Annotated in this window: 15 protein-coding genes and 1 pseudogene; 4 read left to right on the forward strand and 12 right to left on the reverse strand. The window is 70.8% G+C overall.

The features are described from left to right. Positions 1-91 precede the first annotated feature (91 nt). From ACZ6KY_RS40365 to ACZ6KY_RS40380, 4 genes and pseudogenes are all read right to left on the reverse strand, one after another. Positions 92-346, reverse strand: a pseudogene (locus ACZ6KY_RS40365) (mismatch-specific DNA-glycosylase); the annotation flags it as partial. After that, positions 343-1,785 (reverse strand): adenylosuccinate lyase, encoded by a 1,443-nt coding sequence (gene purB, locus ACZ6KY_RS40370; protein WP_469315238.1) that lies wholly within the window; start codon positions 1,783-1,785, stop codon positions 343-345. The gene purB and the pseudogene ACZ6KY_RS40365, both read right to left, overlap by 4 nt. A 284-nt stretch (positions 1,786-2,069) precedes the next feature. Then, complete coding sequence (locus ACZ6KY_RS40375) at positions 2,070-2,519, reverse strand: hypothetical protein (protein ID WP_469315239.1); 450 nt, start codon at positions 2,517-2,519, stop codon at positions 2,070-2,072. A 132-nt stretch (positions 2,520-2,651) separates the two neighbouring features. Beyond that, the gene (locus tag ACZ6KY_RS40380) at positions 2,652-3,128 is read right to left on the reverse strand and encodes a transcriptional regulator (protein WP_469315240.1); all 477 of its coding nucleotides are present in this window, start codon (positions 3,126-3,128) and stop codon (positions 2,652-2,654) included. Positions 3,129-3,546: 418 nt separating this feature from the next. Here ACZ6KY_RS40380 and ACZ6KY_RS40385 point away from each other — a divergent pair, with 418 nt between their 5' ends. Together ACZ6KY_RS40385 and ACZ6KY_RS40390 are read left to right on the forward strand one after the other, a co-directional pair. Next, positions 3,547-4,128 carry an RNA polymerase sigma factor gene (locus tag ACZ6KY_RS40385; protein WP_261704212.1) on the forward strand — a complete coding sequence of 194 codons (582 nt, stop codon included), beginning with the start codon at positions 3,547-3,549 and terminating at the stop codon, positions 4,126-4,128. Next, on the forward strand, positions 4,125-5,357 hold the full coding sequence (locus ACZ6KY_RS40390; RefSeq protein WP_469315241.1) for a BN159_2729 family protein: 1,233 nt from the start codon (positions 4,125-4,127) through the stop codon (positions 5,355-5,357). The genes ACZ6KY_RS40385 and ACZ6KY_RS40390 overlap by 4 nt, the downstream gene beginning before the upstream one ends. Positions 5,358-6,125: 768 nt before the next feature. Here ACZ6KY_RS40390 and ACZ6KY_RS40395 read toward each other — a convergent pair. From ACZ6KY_RS40395 to ACZ6KY_RS40425, 7 genes are all read right to left on the reverse strand, one after another. Then, positions 6,126-6,923 carry an SGNH/GDSL hydrolase family protein gene (locus tag ACZ6KY_RS40395; RefSeq protein ID WP_469315242.1) on the reverse strand — a complete coding sequence of 266 codons (798 nt, stop codon included), beginning with the start codon at positions 6,921-6,923 and terminating at the stop codon, positions 6,126-6,128. Between the two features lie 237 nt (positions 6,924-7,160). Further along, the gene (locus tag ACZ6KY_RS40400; protein ID WP_469315243.1) at positions 7,161-8,174 is read right to left on the reverse strand and encodes a hemolysin family protein; all 1,014 of its coding nucleotides are present in this window, start codon (positions 8,172-8,174) and stop codon (positions 7,161-7,163) included. Beyond that, complete coding sequence (locus ACZ6KY_RS40405; RefSeq protein WP_469315244.1) at positions 8,171-9,496, reverse strand: hemolysin family protein; 1,326 nt, start codon at positions 9,494-9,496, stop codon at positions 8,171-8,173. Before ACZ6KY_RS40405 ends, ACZ6KY_RS40400 begins: the two co-directional genes overlap by 4 nt. A 209-nt stretch (positions 9,497-9,705) precedes the next feature. Then, positions 9,706-10,131 carry a GNAT family N-acetyltransferase gene (locus ACZ6KY_RS40410; protein WP_469315245.1) on the reverse strand — a complete coding sequence of 142 codons (426 nt, stop codon included), beginning with the start codon at positions 10,129-10,131 and terminating at the stop codon, positions 9,706-9,708. 57 nt (positions 10,132-10,188) lie between these two features. Beyond that, positions 10,189-11,106, reverse strand: coding sequence for a TIGR03621 family F420-dependent LLM class oxidoreductase (locus ACZ6KY_RS40415; protein WP_469315246.1), 918 nt, complete (start codon positions 11,104-11,106; stop codon positions 10,189-10,191). 83 nt (positions 11,107-11,189) lie between these two features. Next, entirely contained in the window at positions 11,190-13,757 is a 2,568-nt protein-coding gene (locus ACZ6KY_RS40420) for an ABC transporter permease (RefSeq protein WP_469315247.1), read from the reverse strand. Positions 13,758-13,764: 7 nt separating this feature from the next. Then, positions 13,765-14,766, reverse strand: a complete 1,002-nt coding sequence (locus ACZ6KY_RS40425) for an ABC transporter ATP-binding protein (protein ID WP_469315248.1) — start codon at positions 14,764-14,766, stop codon at positions 13,765-13,767. A 212-nt stretch (positions 14,767-14,978) separates the two neighbouring features. Here ACZ6KY_RS40425 and ACZ6KY_RS40430 point away from each other — a divergent pair, with 212 nt between their 5' ends. Together ACZ6KY_RS40430 and ACZ6KY_RS40435 are read left to right on the forward strand one after the other, a co-directional pair. Then, positions 14,979-15,218, forward strand: coding sequence for a toxin-antitoxin system HicB family antitoxin (locus tag ACZ6KY_RS40430; protein WP_401331866.1), 240 nt, complete (start codon positions 14,979-14,981; stop codon positions 15,216-15,218). Between the two features lie 4 nt (positions 15,219-15,222). Continuing rightward, the gene (locus ACZ6KY_RS40435) at positions 15,223-15,597 is read left to right on the forward strand and encodes a hypothetical protein (protein ID WP_028800408.1); all 375 of its coding nucleotides are present in this window, start codon (positions 15,223-15,225) and stop codon (positions 15,595-15,597) included. Positions 15,598-15,626: 29 nt separating this feature from the next. On the opposite strand, the gene ACZ6KY_RS40440 is transcribed toward ACZ6KY_RS40435, so the two are convergent. Further along, entirely contained in the window at positions 15,627-16,307 is a 681-nt protein-coding gene (locus tag ACZ6KY_RS40440) for a class I SAM-dependent methyltransferase (RefSeq protein WP_469315265.1), read from the reverse strand. Positions 16,308-16,392: the final 85 nt, after the last annotated feature.

Below are 16,392 nucleotides of genomic sequence, written 5' to 3' on the forward strand. Positions count from 1 at the left end.
CCCCCCCCCCCCCCCCCCCCCCCCCCCCCCCCCCCCCCCCCCCCCCCCCCCCCCCCCCCCCCCCCCCCCCCCCCCCCCCCCCCCCCCCCCCCACCACGTTGGTGATGCCGAGTCCGTAGGAGAGCAACTCGTCCTGCTCGGACGGCTTCATGAGCCGCGGAGTGAACCCGGAGAGATGCAGCACCGGCCAGAACCGGTTGCCGGGCCGCGCGAAGTGATGGCCTGTGGCCGCTGTCATCAGGCCCGGGTTGATGCCGCAGAAAAGCACCGAGAGGCCGGCCGCGACGACATCCGGCACGAGCCGGTCGCGGGCGGCCTCCAGGTCCGCTCGGGTGAGCCGGGTCAGAGGATCGCCCCGGGCGTGTAGCCGGCGGCTTCCGGGTGCTGCTTCACGATCTCCTCGACACGGCCGACGACGACGGCCACCTGGTCGGCGGCGGCGCCCGTGAAGGACAGCTTGTCGGCCATCAGCTCGTCGAGCTGCGCGCGGTCCAGCGGGATCCGCTCGTCCGCGGCGAGCTTGTCGAGCAGTTCGTTGCGCTCCGCGCCCTGCTCGCGCATGGCGAGGGCGGAGGCGACGGCGTTCTCCTTGATCGCCTCGTGGGCGACCTCACGGCCGACACCCGCGCGCACCGCGCCCATCAGGACCTTGGTCGTCGCGAGGAACGGCAGGTAGCGGTCCAGCTCGCGGGCGACGACGGCCGGGAAGGCGCCGAACTCGTCGAGGACGGTCAGGAAGGTCTCCAGCAGACCGTCCAGCGCGAAGAACGCGTCCGGCAGCGCGACGCGGCGGACCACCGAGCACGACACGTCGCCCTCGTTCCACTGGTCGCCGGCCAGCTCGCCCGTCATCGACGCGTAGCCGCGCAGGATGACCATCAGGCCGTTGACGCGCTCGCAGGAGCGGGTGTTCATCTTGTGCGGCATCGCGGAGGAGCCGACCTGGCCGGGCTTGAAGCCCTCGGTGACCAGCTCGTGCCCGGCCATCAGCCGGATCGTCTTGGCCGTCGAGGACGGCGCGGCCGCCAGCTGCACCAGGGCGGTGACGACGTCGTAGTCCAGGGAGCGCGGGTAGACCTGGCCGACGGAGGTGAAGGCCTGCGAGAAGCCGAGGTGCCCGGCGATCCGCCGCTCCAGGTCCGCGAGCTTGGCCGCGTCCCCGCCCAGCAGGTCGAGCATGTCCTGCGCCGTGCCGACCGGGCCCTTGATGCCGCGCAGCGGGTAGCGCTCGAGCAGCTCCTCGAGGCGGCCGTACGCGACGAGCAATTCGTCGGCGGCGGTCGCGAAGCGCTTGCCCAGGGTGGTGGCCTGTGCGGCCACGTTGTGCGAGCGGCCGGCCATGACCAGCTCGGCGTACTCGCCTGCGAGCTTGGCCAGCCGGGCGAGGACGGCCACCGTGCGGTCGCGCATCAGCTCCAGGGAGAGCCGGATCTGCAGCTGCTCGACGTTCTCGGTGAGGTCGCGGGACGTCATGCCCTTGTGCACGTGCTCGTGCCCGGCGAGGTCGTTGAACTCCTCGATCCGTGCCTTCACGTCGTGCCGGGTGACCTTCTCGCGCTCGGCGATGGAGGCGAGGTCGACCTGGTCGAGGACGCGCTCGTAGTCGGCGATGGCGGCGTCCGGCACCTCGATCCCCAGGTCCTTCTGGGCCCGCAGCACGGCGAGCCAGAGCTGACGCTCCAGCTTGACCTTCTGCTCGGGGGACCAGAGCGTGGCGAGCTCGGCGGAGGCGTAGCGTCCGGCGAGAACGTTGGGGATACGGGGCTTTGCAGGCGCGGCAGTCACGTGTATGGAGCATACCGGCTGTCCGGCGCGGGTCCTGTTAGGTCCGCCGCGTCCTGAATGCGCAGGTCGGGGCGGAGCGGCACCCCCCGGCGGACCGGGGTGTGCGTGAGAGGTGCGGGGACGGGACCGGGGTGCCGTGCGCAGAGGCACCACAGACCACGTCGTCGCTCCTGCCGTCCGCCGGTGGTCCCGGCGAAAAGACGCTCAACTTCCTTTGAGTAGAAGGCAGTTGTTCATCGTATGTAGGGGAGAGGAGTTTTGATGGACCGTTTTCGTAGGGTCGTTCAGGATCCCGAACGCGGGGGGCGGCTTCCGTAGCCCGCCTGCGCGTGGGGGTCCGGGTGGGACTGCTCGCTGCCGACCACAGCGCGCAGACCCCCGTACGTCTTCGAAGTGAACCGGTCGTGGGCGAGCGTGAGCTCCGCCGTGATCAGCTGGTTGCGCTCGTCGTTGACTTCCTCGATCTCCTGCATGAGCTGGGAGTTCTTGGCGCGGAGTGCCGTGTTCGCGTTCCGCGCCTCGTCGAGGGCTCTGGCATGACTGCCGAGTCTGATGGCTGTGATGGTGGCCCTGCGGGCCATGGCTTTCTCTCGCTGGGACAGGTCCAGCTCGCGCTTGTGCATGTCCAGCTCAAGACGTCGTCGGTGCTCCGCCAGGACGCTGAGATCATGCCGTGTGCGGGCGTCGACCTGGTTGACCGTGTGGCGGAGCAGGGCCGCAAGTGCCCCGGCCACTCCCACGATTAACAGGCCGACCCCGACTGCTGCCAACTCCCATGTATGGTGCCAGACGCCCTCGCCCACGAATGTCCAGCCGGCTGTGCAGCTGGCGGTGGACGCGAATGCCAGTCTGTACGCCACGTTTCGTTACCCCCTTGCAGTGGCCCCCCGGTTGTCGTCGGCATCGAGGTCCTTTTGGAGCTCGATCGCTTGGACGATGTTCCCGCTGAGCATTGTGCGGATTCTGAGATCAGTGATTCCCCATGCGTCCATGGCCTCCTCCGGGGTGAGTGTTGCTGAGGCTACCCTCCGAACCGCAGGCTGAGGCCCGTGTTCCGGCGGAAGCATGCCGCTGTTGACCAACATCTCGCGCTGGTCGAGGCCAAGTACTGACGCCCATGAGGTCAGTTGCGAGGGGAGGGGGAGGGTCTTTCCTTCCAGCGTTCTGCTGATCGTCGTCAGGCTCACTCCAATCGAGATGGCCAGCTGAGCCCGGCCACCGGCTCGTGGGCGGACGTCGTACCCGGCCGCTGTCGCAGCGTTCGTCAGGTACTCGCCAACCCTCCTTGCGAGAGCTTGTCGCTCACCGCGGGACTCGTGGGGGGACTCTTCCATGCTCCGCATGCCCGGAGAGTAGCGCGCGTGTATGCAACTTGCACGCGACTTGCATGCGTGCATCTTCGCAGGTCAACGGGCGTATGGGCGTCATGGCAGGCCAAGGGGGACGGCTCGCACTCCAGTTCCCAACAAAAAGTCTCGCCGTGATACCGGCGAAGCAACTTGCGTACGTGTACGCAAGTTGCATATGTTGCATGACTGTGAGTTAGTCGCACGTATGCAAGTCCCTTTGAGGGGACCCTATTTGCACCGCCTCGGCATCAGCTCGACCACGCTCCGGAGCTGCGAGGCATCTGCGGGGGGCACCTCGAAACCCTTCGGACACGAAGACCCGGTCATCCGGCGCCCGAGCCCGGCCATGGCTGGAGCGGACCGTCGCAGCACCTGCCCACCACAGTTCATCCACTCATGAACGGAGTAGGCCTTGATCGCCGAGGCTAACGCCGCCACACCGCGGTTCGACACTAGAGAACCGGCCCTTATCGCCCGTGCACTCGCGGGTGACCGGGACGCGTTCGGGGAGCTCTACGCTCTGCACCACCCCGCGGTGCTGGCTTACGTACAGCGCCGCGTACGCAATCGGCAGGTCGCCGAGGACATCACCGGCGAGACCTTTCTCAACGCCTGGATGAAACGCGGAACTTTCACCTATCGCGGCATCGGCTTCGTCGGGTGGCTGATCACCATCGCCCGGAACAAGGTCATCGACCATTGCAAGAGCGCGCAGCGTCGCGAGTTCGTCGTCGAGGACATGCTCGGCTTCGACGAAGACCTCACTGTCAGCACCGAGGACACCGTACTGATCAATCTGGACGAGGAGTTGCTGCTCCAGGCCCTGGAGCAATTGCGGCCGCCGCAACGCGAAGTCCTCACGCGCCGGTTCCTGATGGAACTCTCGGTGCTGGAGACGGCGCGTCAGATGGAACGGTCGGAAGGAGCGGTGAAGACCCTTCAGTTCAGGGCCCTGGCCAAGCTGCGCAGCGAGTACCTGGGGGTGGCGGCATGACCACCGTGCCCGGGATCCGTACAGCCGTCGAAGCGGACCTCGCCGAACAACTCGGCACGTTCGCGCGGGAGTTCGTTGCCGAACTGGAGGCGCAGGGACGCCTGGTGGAGGTGGGCGGGGCCGGCGTTCTCGAGCGGCTGCGGTCACAGGTCGAGGCCTGGCAGAACTGCCCGGAGGCCTACCACGCGACCGTCGACACGATCGTGGAGGACTGCGGCTATCCGAGCGAGGTCGCGATGAGGATCGCCACCGCGCTGAACCGCAAGGGGCTGATCCCCGGCGGCGACGACGCGGAGCCGCGGCACGACCGTGCCCCCGCGTCGACGCCGGACCGCACGGGGCCGGCTCCCGGTGGCGGGGAGCCCGAGCCCCGGCACGATCACGCGCCCGCGTCCGGACCGCATCGCAAGGGGCCGGTCCTCGGTGGCGAGGGCCCCGAGCCCAGGCCCGATCATGCTCCCGCGTCGACGCCGAACGGCGAGGGACCGGCACTCGGTGGCGAAGGCCCCGAGCCGCGGCACGACCCCGCTCCCGCGTCCTCGCCGCTCGTTCCGGCCGCGCGCGGCGCGATCGTGCTGCACCTCGCCGGCCGCGGCGCCGGCCGGTCCCTGGCGGAGTACGGCCCGGCGTCGGTGCCGAAACGCATCGACGGCCAGGTTCCGCGGGTGCGGCCGGCCGCCGCCCGGTCACGCGCGGTCGGCTGGGGCAGTGCCTCCGCCCGCGCGGTCTCGGTCGCCGCAGGCCTGCAGTCCGACCACCTCGCACGCCTGGAAGCCATGCAGATCTCGGCGGACGGCGAGCGGGTCACGGTGGCCATCAAGGCCACGTGCCTGGCCGACTGGGAGTACTGGCTCGACGCGATCGGGGCCGCTCGCAACGTACGGACCCGGACGGCCGGCCACGCCCAGGTGGCCGCGGGAACCCTGGAGGGAGTCGCCGTCCACCTCACCGCGCACGGCGTCCCCGAACTCCTCCAGGAAGCGAGCGACGCCGCCGCCGACCCCTTCTACCTCTGGGGACGGATCTACGACCTCGGGATGGGGCAGATCGACCGGACCGACCGCATCTGGCTGTCCCTCGGCCGGCGACAGGACGAGCGCGGGATGCCCCTGCTGATCCTGCGCGGCACGGACGGCCCTCCTTATCCGCTGGCTTCGATCGTCATGGCGCACGGTCCGCTGACGGCGACCCCCCTCCCCTCCGGCGGAATGGCCGGGGACAGTGCGTGATCGCCACCGGGGGCCACCGCTTCCGCTGACTGTTTCTCACCCGTGGCGACCCGCACCTCTGCACGAGACGAACCGGCGCCCGGCGTCCACGGATGTTCCGGGGGCTCGTAATGCACCTGGCGCAGAACAACCCTGATCGGCAGTACGCGCGGTCGCTCGACGTGGCTGGTTTCCCACCCTCCCGACAGCTCGCCGCAAGGGTGCTGATGGGGCACATCGGCCCTGATCCGTCCACCGATGGCGTGTCGGTGCCAAAAGGTACGCACGCGCCTTTCCCCCGGCCACGCCCACAGACAGGTGCCAGGAAGTTCCTCGGGCAGTGCTCAGGGGCGTACTTCTCAGGCCCCCGCATGAGTGCTTTGATGTTGATTCCGGCTGGGTTTCCCGGCTGGCCTGTAACTTGCCATCCCGTCCAGGGTGGCGAGACGGCTCCTCTCCATGCTCCGCAAAGCTGGAGGGGCCGTCGGCTGGGCCCGGCGTACGCGCCGGGCCCGGCCGTAGTTCCGGGGCGCGTGAGTGAGCGCATCAACGGCACTCCCGCGCTGTCGAGCGCCCCCCGTGCGCCCTGTGGCGGCCGAGGGGCGAACCGGTAGCGTCCTCCTTTATGCGGAGCATGGGCCGCCGTGTCACTCGTCAGAGGGGCACGGCGGAAGCCGTCGGCCGGCGCTCCTCCCGGCCCACGTGTCACCCTTCGTGGCCGCCGCGCTCGGTCTCGCCGCACACGGGCAAGGCCCGTGGCTCCCGGAACCACCACACCGGATCACGGACTCAGCCGCCGTGGCCGCCCGCGACAGGACCCTCGTAGGGGAGCAGTTCGGGCCGTTTCGCCGGACGTCCGTCGCCGGACGAGCGTCCCGTCAGCCGTCGTCCGATCCAGGGCAGCAGATGCTGCTGGGCGAAGCGGGCGTCGGCGCCGCGGCGGGCGACCCAGTTGGGCGGCGGCGTGGGCCCCATCGGGGTGCGCCACTCAGCGTCCTCGGCCTCGTAGCCGAGGGTCTGCCACACGGCCTCCGCGACCCGGCGGTGCCCCTCGGCGGACAGATGCAGCCGGTCGACGTCCCACACGCGCGGGTCGGCGAGCGAGGGCGCCCCGTACAGGTCGACCACCAGCGCGTCGTGCCGCTTGGCGAGCTCGTCGACGACGGTGAAGAGCTCCTCCATGCGAGGCCGGAAGCGTTCGAGGACCGGACCGTCGCGGCCGGGGCTGCGCATCAGGACGAGCCGCTCGCAGGCGGGGGCGAGCCGTTCGACGGCCTCCTCCAGGAGACCGCGGACACGTCCCATGTCGACCTTGGGCCGCAGGGTGTCGTTGAGGCCGCCCACCAACGTGATCACGTCGGGCCGCATGGCGGCGGCCACGTCGACCTGTTCGGCGACGATCTGCCCGATCAGCTTGCCGCGCACGGCGAGGTTGGCGTAGCGGAAACCGGGCGTCCGGGCCGCCATCCGGCTCGCGAGGAGGTCGGCCCATCCTCGGTACGAGCCGTCGGGCAACAGGTCCGACATGCCCTCGGTGAAGGAGTCGCCGACCGCGACGAGGCTGGTGTAGGTGGCATTCATCTGCATGGCGGGAAAGATGGTAACCCGAACACATACTCATCGGTCGGTCGGGCTGTCCCACCGGTGAACCGTGACGGAGCCGGGCGGCTCCCGTGCGGTCCCCTGCCCGACCGGGACCGGCCGGCCAGGGGACCGCCGGGCGGCTGGGCTCCCACGACCCGCACGGCTCTCCTGTGACCGGTACGCCTCGCCCGCGATCTCCCCTACGACCGGTGTGCCGCGCCAGCGACTCGGACGGCCTCCCTACGCCGGCTGTCCGAACAGCTCCCTCAGGACGTCCTCCATCGTCACCAGCCCCGTGAGCCGTCCGTCGCTGCCCATGACCGCCGCGAGATGCGTACGGCTGCGGCGCATCGCCGTCAGGACGTCGTCCAGGGGGGTGCTCTCCCGGACGCGGGCGATGGGCCGCATGTCCTCCACGCGGAACGGCACCTCGCGCGGGGTCGCGTCCAGCGCGTCCTTGACGTGCAGATAGCCGACGATGCGGCGGCCCTCGTCGACGACCGGGAAGCGCGAGAAGCCCGACTCGGCGGACAGCCGCTCCAGCCCCTCCGGAGTGACGCCCACGCGCGCGTAGACGACGCGTTCCACCGGGAGCACGACGTCGTGCACGGGACGGCGGCCCAGCTCCAGGGCGTCGTGCAGCCGCTCCTGGGCGCGGTGGTCGATCAGCCCGGCGGCACTGGAATCCTGGACGAGCCGGGCCAGTTCGTCGTCGGAGAAGGTTGCCGAGACCTCGTCCTTCGTCTCGACCCGCAACAGCTTCAGCAGCCCGTTGGCGAAGGCGTTGACCATGAAGATCACCGGGCGCAGCGCGCGGGAGAGCGTGACCAGCGGCGGTCCGAGCGTCAGCGCCGTCCGCACGGGTTCCGCGAGCGCGACGTTCTTCGGCACCATCTCGCCGAGCAGCATGTGCAGATACGTCGCCAGGGTGAGCGCGATGACGAAGGAGACCGCGTGGCCGGCACCGGAGGGGACGCCCAGCGCGTGGAACACCGGCTCCAGCAGGTGCGCGATGGCGGGTTCGGCGACGATGCCGAGCACCAGGGTGCACAGCGTGATGCCCAGTTGAGCGGTCGCGAGCAGCGCCGAGACGTGTTCGAGGCCCCAGAGCACGCTGCGCGCCCGCCGGTCGCCCCGCTCGGCGTGCGGCTCGATCTGGCTGCGGCGCACCGAGATCAGCCCGAACTCGGCGCCCACGAAGAAGCCGTTCACGACGAGTGTCGCGAGCCCGATCAGCAGTTGTACGGCGGTCATCGCGCGCCCTCCTCGGCGTCGTGCGGTGCGTGCAGCAGCACGCGCGCGGCGCGCCGGCCCGAGGCGTCCACCACGTCGAGCCGCCATCCGTCGGCCTCGACGGTGTCTCCCTCGGCGGGGATGCGGCCGAGCTCGGCCGCGACGAAACCGGCCAGCGTCTCGTACGGCCCGTCGGGCACCCGCAGTCCGACCCTGGCGAGCTGGTCGGTACGGGCGGACCCGTCGGCCGAGTACAGCGCCCGGCCCTCGTCGTCCGTGCCGACCGGGGCGAGGTCGGGAGTCTCGTGCGGGTCGTGCTCGTCGCGCACCTCGCCGACGACCTCCTCGACGATGTCCTCCAGGGTGGCGACCCCGGCCGTACCGCCGTACTCGTCGATGACCACGGCCATCGTGCGCCGGTCGGCCAGCCGGTCCAGCAGCCGGTCGACGGTCAGCGACTCCGGTACGAGCAGCGGCTCGCGCATGATCTGCGAGACGGGCGTCTGCGTCCGGCTCGCGGCGTGCACGGTCAGCACGTCCTTGATGTGCGCGACGCCGACGACCTCGTCGAGGGTTCCCTGGTAGACGGGGAAGCGGGACAGGCCGGTCGCCCTGGTCGCGTTCGCCACGTCCTCGCAGGTCGCCTGGACGTCCAGCGCGATGACCTGGACGCGCGGAGTCATCACGTTCTCCGAGGTCAGGTCGGCGAGGTTCAGGGTGCGTACGAACAGCTCGGCGGTGTCCGCCTCCAGCGCGCCCTCCTTGGCGGAGTGCCGGGCGAGCGCCACCAGTTCCTGGGGCCCCCGGGCGGAGGCCAGCTCCTCGGCGGGTTCGAGGCCGAAGCGGCGTACGACGCGGTTCGCGGTGTTGTTGAGATGGGCGATGAACGGGCGGAACGCGGCGCTGAACCAGCGCTGCGGCGTCGCCACCCGCTTGGCCACGGCCAGCGGTGCGGAGATCGCCCAGTTCTTGGGCACCAGCTCGCCGACGACCATCAGGAAGAGCGTCGAGAGCGCCGTGCCGATGATCAGGGCCACCGAGGTGGAGGCCGAGGGCGGGACGCCGATCGACTCCAGGGGGCCCGCGATGAGCTTGGCGATCGACGCCTCGGAGAGCATGCCGACGACCAGGTTCGTCACGGTGATGCCGAGCTGGGCGCCGGACAGCTGGAAGGTGAGGTTCCGTACGGCCTTGAGGGCACCGGACGCACCCCGCTCGCCGCGCTCCACGGCACGCTCCAGCTCGCTGCGTTCGACCGTGGTCAGCGAGAACTCCGCCGCCACGAAGCCGCCGCAGGCCAGCGACAGCAGAACCGCCACCAGCAGCAGGAACACTTCGGTCATCGGGTCACCTCCGTCCCATGATCGGCCAGGGCCGGGGGGATCGCGCGATGTCCGCGGCCACCGTGGGGATCACGGCTCCGGGTACGGGGAGGCTCGCCCATGGGCGGACGCTCACACCTTTCGTCGAAGGAACGATTGCCCAGCAAGGGTAAAGGACAGGCAAAGGAGTCTCCTTGGTGGCCCCTGCCGCCCATCGGCGTCCTGGAGTCCTAGTCGGTGAGCGGCTTCACCCAGCGCCGCCAGCGCTCCTCGGGCGCATACCCGGCGGCGCGCCAGGCATGGTGGGCGGTCTCGTTCCGCTCCAGCACCATGGCGTCCCCGCGGCGCCCTCCGAGCCGTACGAAGCGCTCCTCCGCGGCGGCGAGCAGCGCCGAACCGATGCCGAGGCGGCGTCGCCCGGGATGGACCGCCAGCCGGTACAGATGGCAGCGCCAGCCGTCGAAGCCGGCGATCACCGTGCCGACCAGCTCCCCGGCGCGTTCCGCCAGCAGCAGCGCCCCGGGATCCCGGGCGACCAGCCGCTCCACGCCGTCTCGGTCGTCGCTGACGCTCGTGCCCTCGGCGGCCACCTTCCAGAAGGCGAGAACGGCATCCAGGTCCTCGGGCAGCGCGGCCCGTATACGCAAGTCGGTCATGGCCCGATCCCATCACGCGGGCAGCGCGCCGGAACGGTATTTCCGCCATGCGGACGGTCACCGCCCGCGCAGTGCGCGGACCACGGGAGCGAAGGCCTCCAGGTTCGGCTCCAGCACCGTCAGATACGAGAATCCGTAGCGCTCCCGCTGGGCCCGCACCTGTTCGACGATCTGCTCCCCGGTGCCCACCAGGACGATGGGCAGCTCCAGGACCTGTCGTTCGGTCAGGCGCGGGATCCGGGGCAGCCACGGCCGGATCGCGGCACGGCGGTCGTCGGTGACGGCGACGATCTGGATCAGCAGGTTGAGCTCGGCGGGTTCCTCGCGCGCGGCGGCCGCCTCCCGGTAGAGCGCGACGCGCTCGTCGAGTTCGGTGGCCGTGACCGGCTCCAGAGCGCCGTTCGGCCGGGTGCGCGCGCCCGTGAACGCGGCGATGTCCGCGTGCTCCGCGGCGATACGGAGCATCCGGTCGCCGTTGGCCCCGATCAGCAACGGCACCCGCGGCAGCCCGCCGGGCCGCGCTCCGGGAGTCTCCCCGCCCGGCCGCGGTGTGGTGCGGGCGAGTTGGTCCGAGCCGCGGAGCCGCTCCAACTCCTCGACCGTGCGCAGGAGATGGTCGACCCGCTCGCTCGCGGTGCCCCAGGGCAGGTTCGCCGTCTCGTGCTCCGCCGCTACGTACCCGGCGCCGAGGCCGAGTTCGAGGCGGCCGCCCGTCAGCGCGTCCGTGGTGGCCACCTCACGGGCCAGCAGCGCGGGGTTCCAGAAGCCCGCGTTGAGCACGAACGTGCCGAGCCGGGGCCGTTCGGTCGCCCCGGCGGCGGCGACCAGCGACGGGAACGGGGCGGGCATGCCCAGATGGTCCGCCACCGTGATCACGTCGTAGCCGAGATCCTCGGCACGGCGGCACTTGGCGGCCCACTCGGCGGCGGGCGCCGGTTCGATCAGGCTGACGCCGAAACGGAACGGGCGCGGCATGAACCATCCCTTCTCCTGGTGGACTTGCCCCCGGACGTCCGGCGGACCTGCCCCGGTCCCGGCGGACCGGGGCGAGCCGGTGGTCACTCGTGCGCGATGGCCGCGAGGACGTTCATGCGCGACGCGCGCAGCGCCGGGAGCAGCGCCGCGACGATCCCGACGACGGCCGAGCCGATCACGACCGCGACGATCGTCGTCCAGGGGATCGCGAGCGCCTTCATGCCCTGCAGCGCGAGCACCCGCTGGACACAGACACCCCAGACGATCCCCAGTGCCAGGCCGAGGACCGCGCCGAACACGGCGATCACCACGGACTCCAGACGGATCATCCGGCGCAGCTGGCGCCGGCCGAGCCCGATGGCGCGCAGGAGTCCGATCTCGCGGGTGCGCTCGACGACCGACAGGGCGAGGGTGTTGACCACGCCGAGCACCGCGATGACGATCGCGAGCCCGAGCAGCGCGTACACGAGGTAGAGCAGCACGGCGATCTGGTCGTGGACCAGTTTCTTGTAGTCGGCCTGGTCACGGACCTGCACCTGCGGATACGGGGTGAGGGTCTTCTCCAGTCGTGGGCGCAGTCGGTCCGGGGCGGTGCCCGGGGCCGCGTTCACGTACAGCGCCGAGTCCTGGCCGCCGGGTACGTACTTCTCGATCGTGCCGAAGCCGAAGACGAGTCCGCCCTGTATCCCGAACCCGCCGCCGCCGGCCTGGTCGGTGAGCGCGCCCACCGTCAGTTCGGTCTTGCGGCCGGCGGGGAACTCGACGGGAATCGTGTTGCCGACCCGCACGTCGTGGTCCTCGGCGAACTTCACGTCCATGGCGATGCGACCGTCGCCGAGCGCCGCCGCGGTGTCGCCCCGCGCGTAGGTGGTGTGGGCGACCTGGTCGAGCTGCGGATCGTAGGCCGTGGCGGTCGTCTCGACCCTCTTGCCGTCGGGCAGCCGGACCGCGACCGGGGTGAACCGCTGGCGGACGACGAGCCCGACGCCCTCGGTGGCGCGCACCTTGTCCGTGACCTCGTGCGAGAACGGCACGAAGTTGGCGTTCTGGAGCACGAAGTCGGCGCCGAGGGTTTTGTCGATCTGCTGGTCGAAGGACTTGCTCATGGACGCGCTGGCCACGGACATCCCGCCGACCAGGGCGAGTCCGACCATCAGAGCGGCCGCTGTGGCGCCCGTGCGCCGTGGATTGCGCAGCGCGTTGCGCTGACTCATCCGGCCCACCGGGCCGAAGAGCGCCGGGAACGCGCCCCCGAGGACGCGGATCACCGGCCGGACGAGCAGCGGCCCCGCGATCACCGTGGCGATCAGTGTCAGGACGACCCCGAGTCCCAGCAGGGAGGCCGCGGTCGAGGTCTTCGTGGAGGCCGCGCATCCCGCGAGAGCCGCGGCTCCGGCCGCGCCGACGACTCCGCCCACCACGGCCCGTACTCGCAACGGCCTTCCCACGCCCGCGACTTCGGCGTCCGAGAGGGCCGCCATGGGAGAGACGACCGCCGCGCGCCTGGCCGGGAGATAGGCCGCGACGTAGGTGACGCCGACCCCGACGACGTACGCCGCCACGGGTGTCGGCCAACCGATCACCATCTCCGTGGACTTGAGGTTCATGCCGAACGCGGTCATCAGCTTGATCAGCCCGACGGCCAGTCCGATCCCGGCCGCGAGACCGAGGGTCGAACCGACCAGGCCGAGGAGCAGCGCCTCGGTGAGCACCGACCGGCGCACCTGGCGGCGGTCGGCGCCGAGCGCCCGCAGCAGCCCGAGTTCCCGGGTGCGCTGGGCGATCAGCATGGAGAAGGTGTTCACGATGAGGAATATGCCGACGAGCACCGCGATCCCGGCGAAGCCGAGCATCACGTACTTGATGACGTCGAGGAATCCGCCGAGTTGGGCGGCGGCCGACTTGGCCTGCTCCTCCGCGGTCTTCACGTCGTACGTCCTGGTGCCGAGTTCGGCGGAGACGCGCTGCTTGAGCACGGCGTCGTCGACACCCGGCGCGGCGTCCACGGAGACGCTCGTGGCGACGTCGGAGCGGCCGAGCAGCTTGGTCTGCGCGGTCGGGGTGTCGAGGAAGACGAGCGCGGCGCCGGGGTTGGTGGTGGTGAAGGTGGCGATCCCGACGATCCGCGCCTTGAACGAGCCGGGCTGCGCCTGCACCGTCAGCGTGTCACCGATGCCGAGGTGCTTCTTGTCGGCGGTGTCCGCGTCGAGCAGTGCCTCGCCGCTGCCCTTCGGCTCGTGCCCGGAGGTCAGTTTCACCGGACTGCGTTTTGTGATCTGCCAGTTGGTGACGATGGTGGGAGCGCCCGTCGTCGGTCCGACCGACTTGTTCGCGCTGTCGACGACCGGGGCGTTCTCCACCGACGCGTCGACATGGGTGGCGGCGACTCCGTCGACCTTGGCGAGCCGGTTCGCGAGGGAGGCCGGCACGGTCTCGGTGGCGCCGGTCGGCAGTTGCGACTTCAGGTCGTTCTTCGGCTCCACGGTCACATCGGCCGCGGTGGAGGCGAAGAGCCGGTCGAAGGTGCGGGTCACCGTGTCCGAGAAGATGAGACTGCCCGCGACGAAGGCCACGGACAGCACGATGGCCAGCGCCGAGAGCAGCAGCCGGCCTTTGTGCGCGAGAAAGCTTCGCAGTGTCGCCTTGAGCACGACCGCCTCAGTCCTTGTCGAGGGTTACGTCACCGGAGCCGCCGCCGGGAGCGGTGTCACCCGCGCCGTCGGCGTTGGCCGTGGCCCCGGAGTCGGCATCGGCGCGAGTCGTCTCACCGGAGTCGGCATCGGTGTGGGCGGTGCCCTCGGAGCCACCGTCGCCGCGGGCCGTGTCGTCGGAGCCGCCTTCGGGCGCCGCTTCACCGGGCTCGCCGCGCCCGCCGTCGAAGGTCACCCGCGTCGTGTCGAAACGCTTCATCCGCTCCAGCACGGCTTCTGCCGAGGGCCGCTCCATCTCGTCCACGATCCGCCCGTCCGCGAGGAAGAGCACCAGGTCGGAGTGCGCGGCCGCGCCGGGATCATGGGTGACCATGACGACGGTCTGGCCCAGTTCGTCGACGGCCTCGCGCAGGAAGCCGAGGACTTCCAGGCCCGCGCGGGAGTCGAGATTGCCGGTCGGCTCGTCCGCGAAGATCAGCTCGGGCCGGGAGGCGAGCGCCCGGGCGCAAGCGACCCGCTGCTGCTGCCCTCCGGAGAGCTGGGCGGGCCGGTGCTTCAGCCGGTCGCGCAGCCCGAGGGTGTCGATGACCTGGTCCAGCCACTTCTGGTCGGGCTTCTGGCCCGCGATGTCCATGGGCAGCGTGATGTTCTCCGCCGCGTTCAACGTGGGGATCAGATTGAAGGACTGGAACATGAAGCCGATCCGGTCCCGTCGCAGCCGGGTCAGTTCGCGGTCCTTCAGCCCGGTGATCTCGGTGTCGCCCAGCCACACCTGTCCGGCCGAGACGGTGTCGAGGCCCGCCAGGCAGTGCATGAGGGTGGACTTTCCCGAGCCCGAGGGGCCCATGACGGCGGTGAACCGGCCTCGCGCGATGTCCACGTCGACCGAGTCGAGGGCCAGCACCGTGGTCTCGCCGGAACCGTACGCCTTGGTCAGGCCGCGGGCCCGGGCGGCGATCCCGTCCCCCTCCGCGCGGCCGGGAACCTGCTCCGCAGCAGCTGTGGACAAGACCGCCTCCTCTGTGATGGATGTCCGGACTCCTCGTCCGGCCCGAGCGTAGTGTGATCCGGGGCACACCCGGTATCCCCCCTAGGTCCCGCACGGTCTCCGTCCCAGGGTGTGCCCCTGGTATCGATGTAAGGGGCAATCTCCACCGCGGTTCTCCACCCCTGGCCCACGCCCCCTTGCCCGTGCTAGCGGTATCGCGCTAGCTTCGAAGGATGGCGAAGACTCAGCTGAACGTCCGGGTGGACGAAGGCACGGCGCGGGCCGCCCGGGAGCGAGCCCTGGAACGGGGGATGAGCGTGAACCGCTACATCGAGGAGCTGGTCCGGCAGGACACCGGGGAAGTCGGTCACACCTTCGTGGAGGCCGCCGCCGATTTCATGAAGCAGTACGAGTCCGTGTTCGCCGAGGAATTCGGCTCGGACCGTGAAGGCACCCGCGAAGGTCGTCGTTGATCCCTTGAGCAGTCTCAGAGTCGATCTTGCCTGGCTCCTCATGATCGCCGAACAGAAAACGCCCGGAGACCCCCAGGTCACCGACTGGGGGGCCCTCGTCGCCGCCGTGAGCCGGCACGAGGCGGAGATCTTCGGCATTCCCGTCTACGACAGCCCGCACGCCCGCGCCGCCGCGCTGCTCCAGCTCCTGCTGCACGTCCCGGCGCTCGAACGCTCCAACGCGATGTTCGCCTCGGCCGTCGCGTACGCCTATCTCGTCGCCAGCGGCCTGAAGGTCGTCACCTCACCCGAACAGGTGCGGGAGCTGGCCCGTCTGGTGAAGAGCGGCGAGGCCACCGTGCACGACATCGCGCACGAACTGCGCCGCTGGAGCCTGTGACGCAGTTGCCCTGATCGGCCGGACACGTGCTAGCCGAGCGGTCGGCGGGCCGTGCCCAGAACGCAGTACGACGTGGGCAGGCGCGGTCCCTTCTCGGGCATCGACAGCCGCCGGTACGGGCCCAGTTCGAACCCCGCCGCACGCAGTGCGGCGATCGGGTCGCGGGCCACGTGGCAGCCGCCGCACAGCCGCGGCCACACCGTGGCGTCCAGGCCCCGCTGAACGGACCCCATCACCCGTCCGCCGCCCCTGCCGTGTTCGAAGAACCGCACCGTGCCACCGGGGCGCAGCACCCGCCGTACCTCGGCGAGCGCCCTCGGCACGTCCCGCACGCTGCACAGCACCAGCGAGAGCACGGCGGCGTCGTACGCCTCGCTCTTGACCGGCAGGGCCTCCGCGGCGCCCGGCGCCACATCGACGGGCACCTCGCAGCGCAGCGCCGCCTCCACCGCCAGCCGCCGGAGCAGCCGTTCGGGCTCGATGGCGACGACCTCCGAGACGGCGCCCGGATAGTGGGCGAAGTTCAGGCCGTTGCCCGCGCCGATCTCGATGACCCGACCGGACAGTCCGGTGAGCAGCCGTTCGCGCACCCGGCCCATCCCCATGCGGGTCTCCGCGCCGACGCTGAAGCGGGCGTAGTAGCGGGCGAACACCGGATGGTGCACGGCCTCCGGAGAGACCTTGCCCGAGCCGGCCGACCGGAGCGGCATGAACGGCATGACGGACCTCCCGGGGACGGGGCTTACCGAGATTGTCCCCCCGGGACGTCCCCCGCACGCGCCGCGCGTGCGGGGG

It is taken from the genome of Streptomyces sp. NPDC042002, assembly GCF_055588305.1.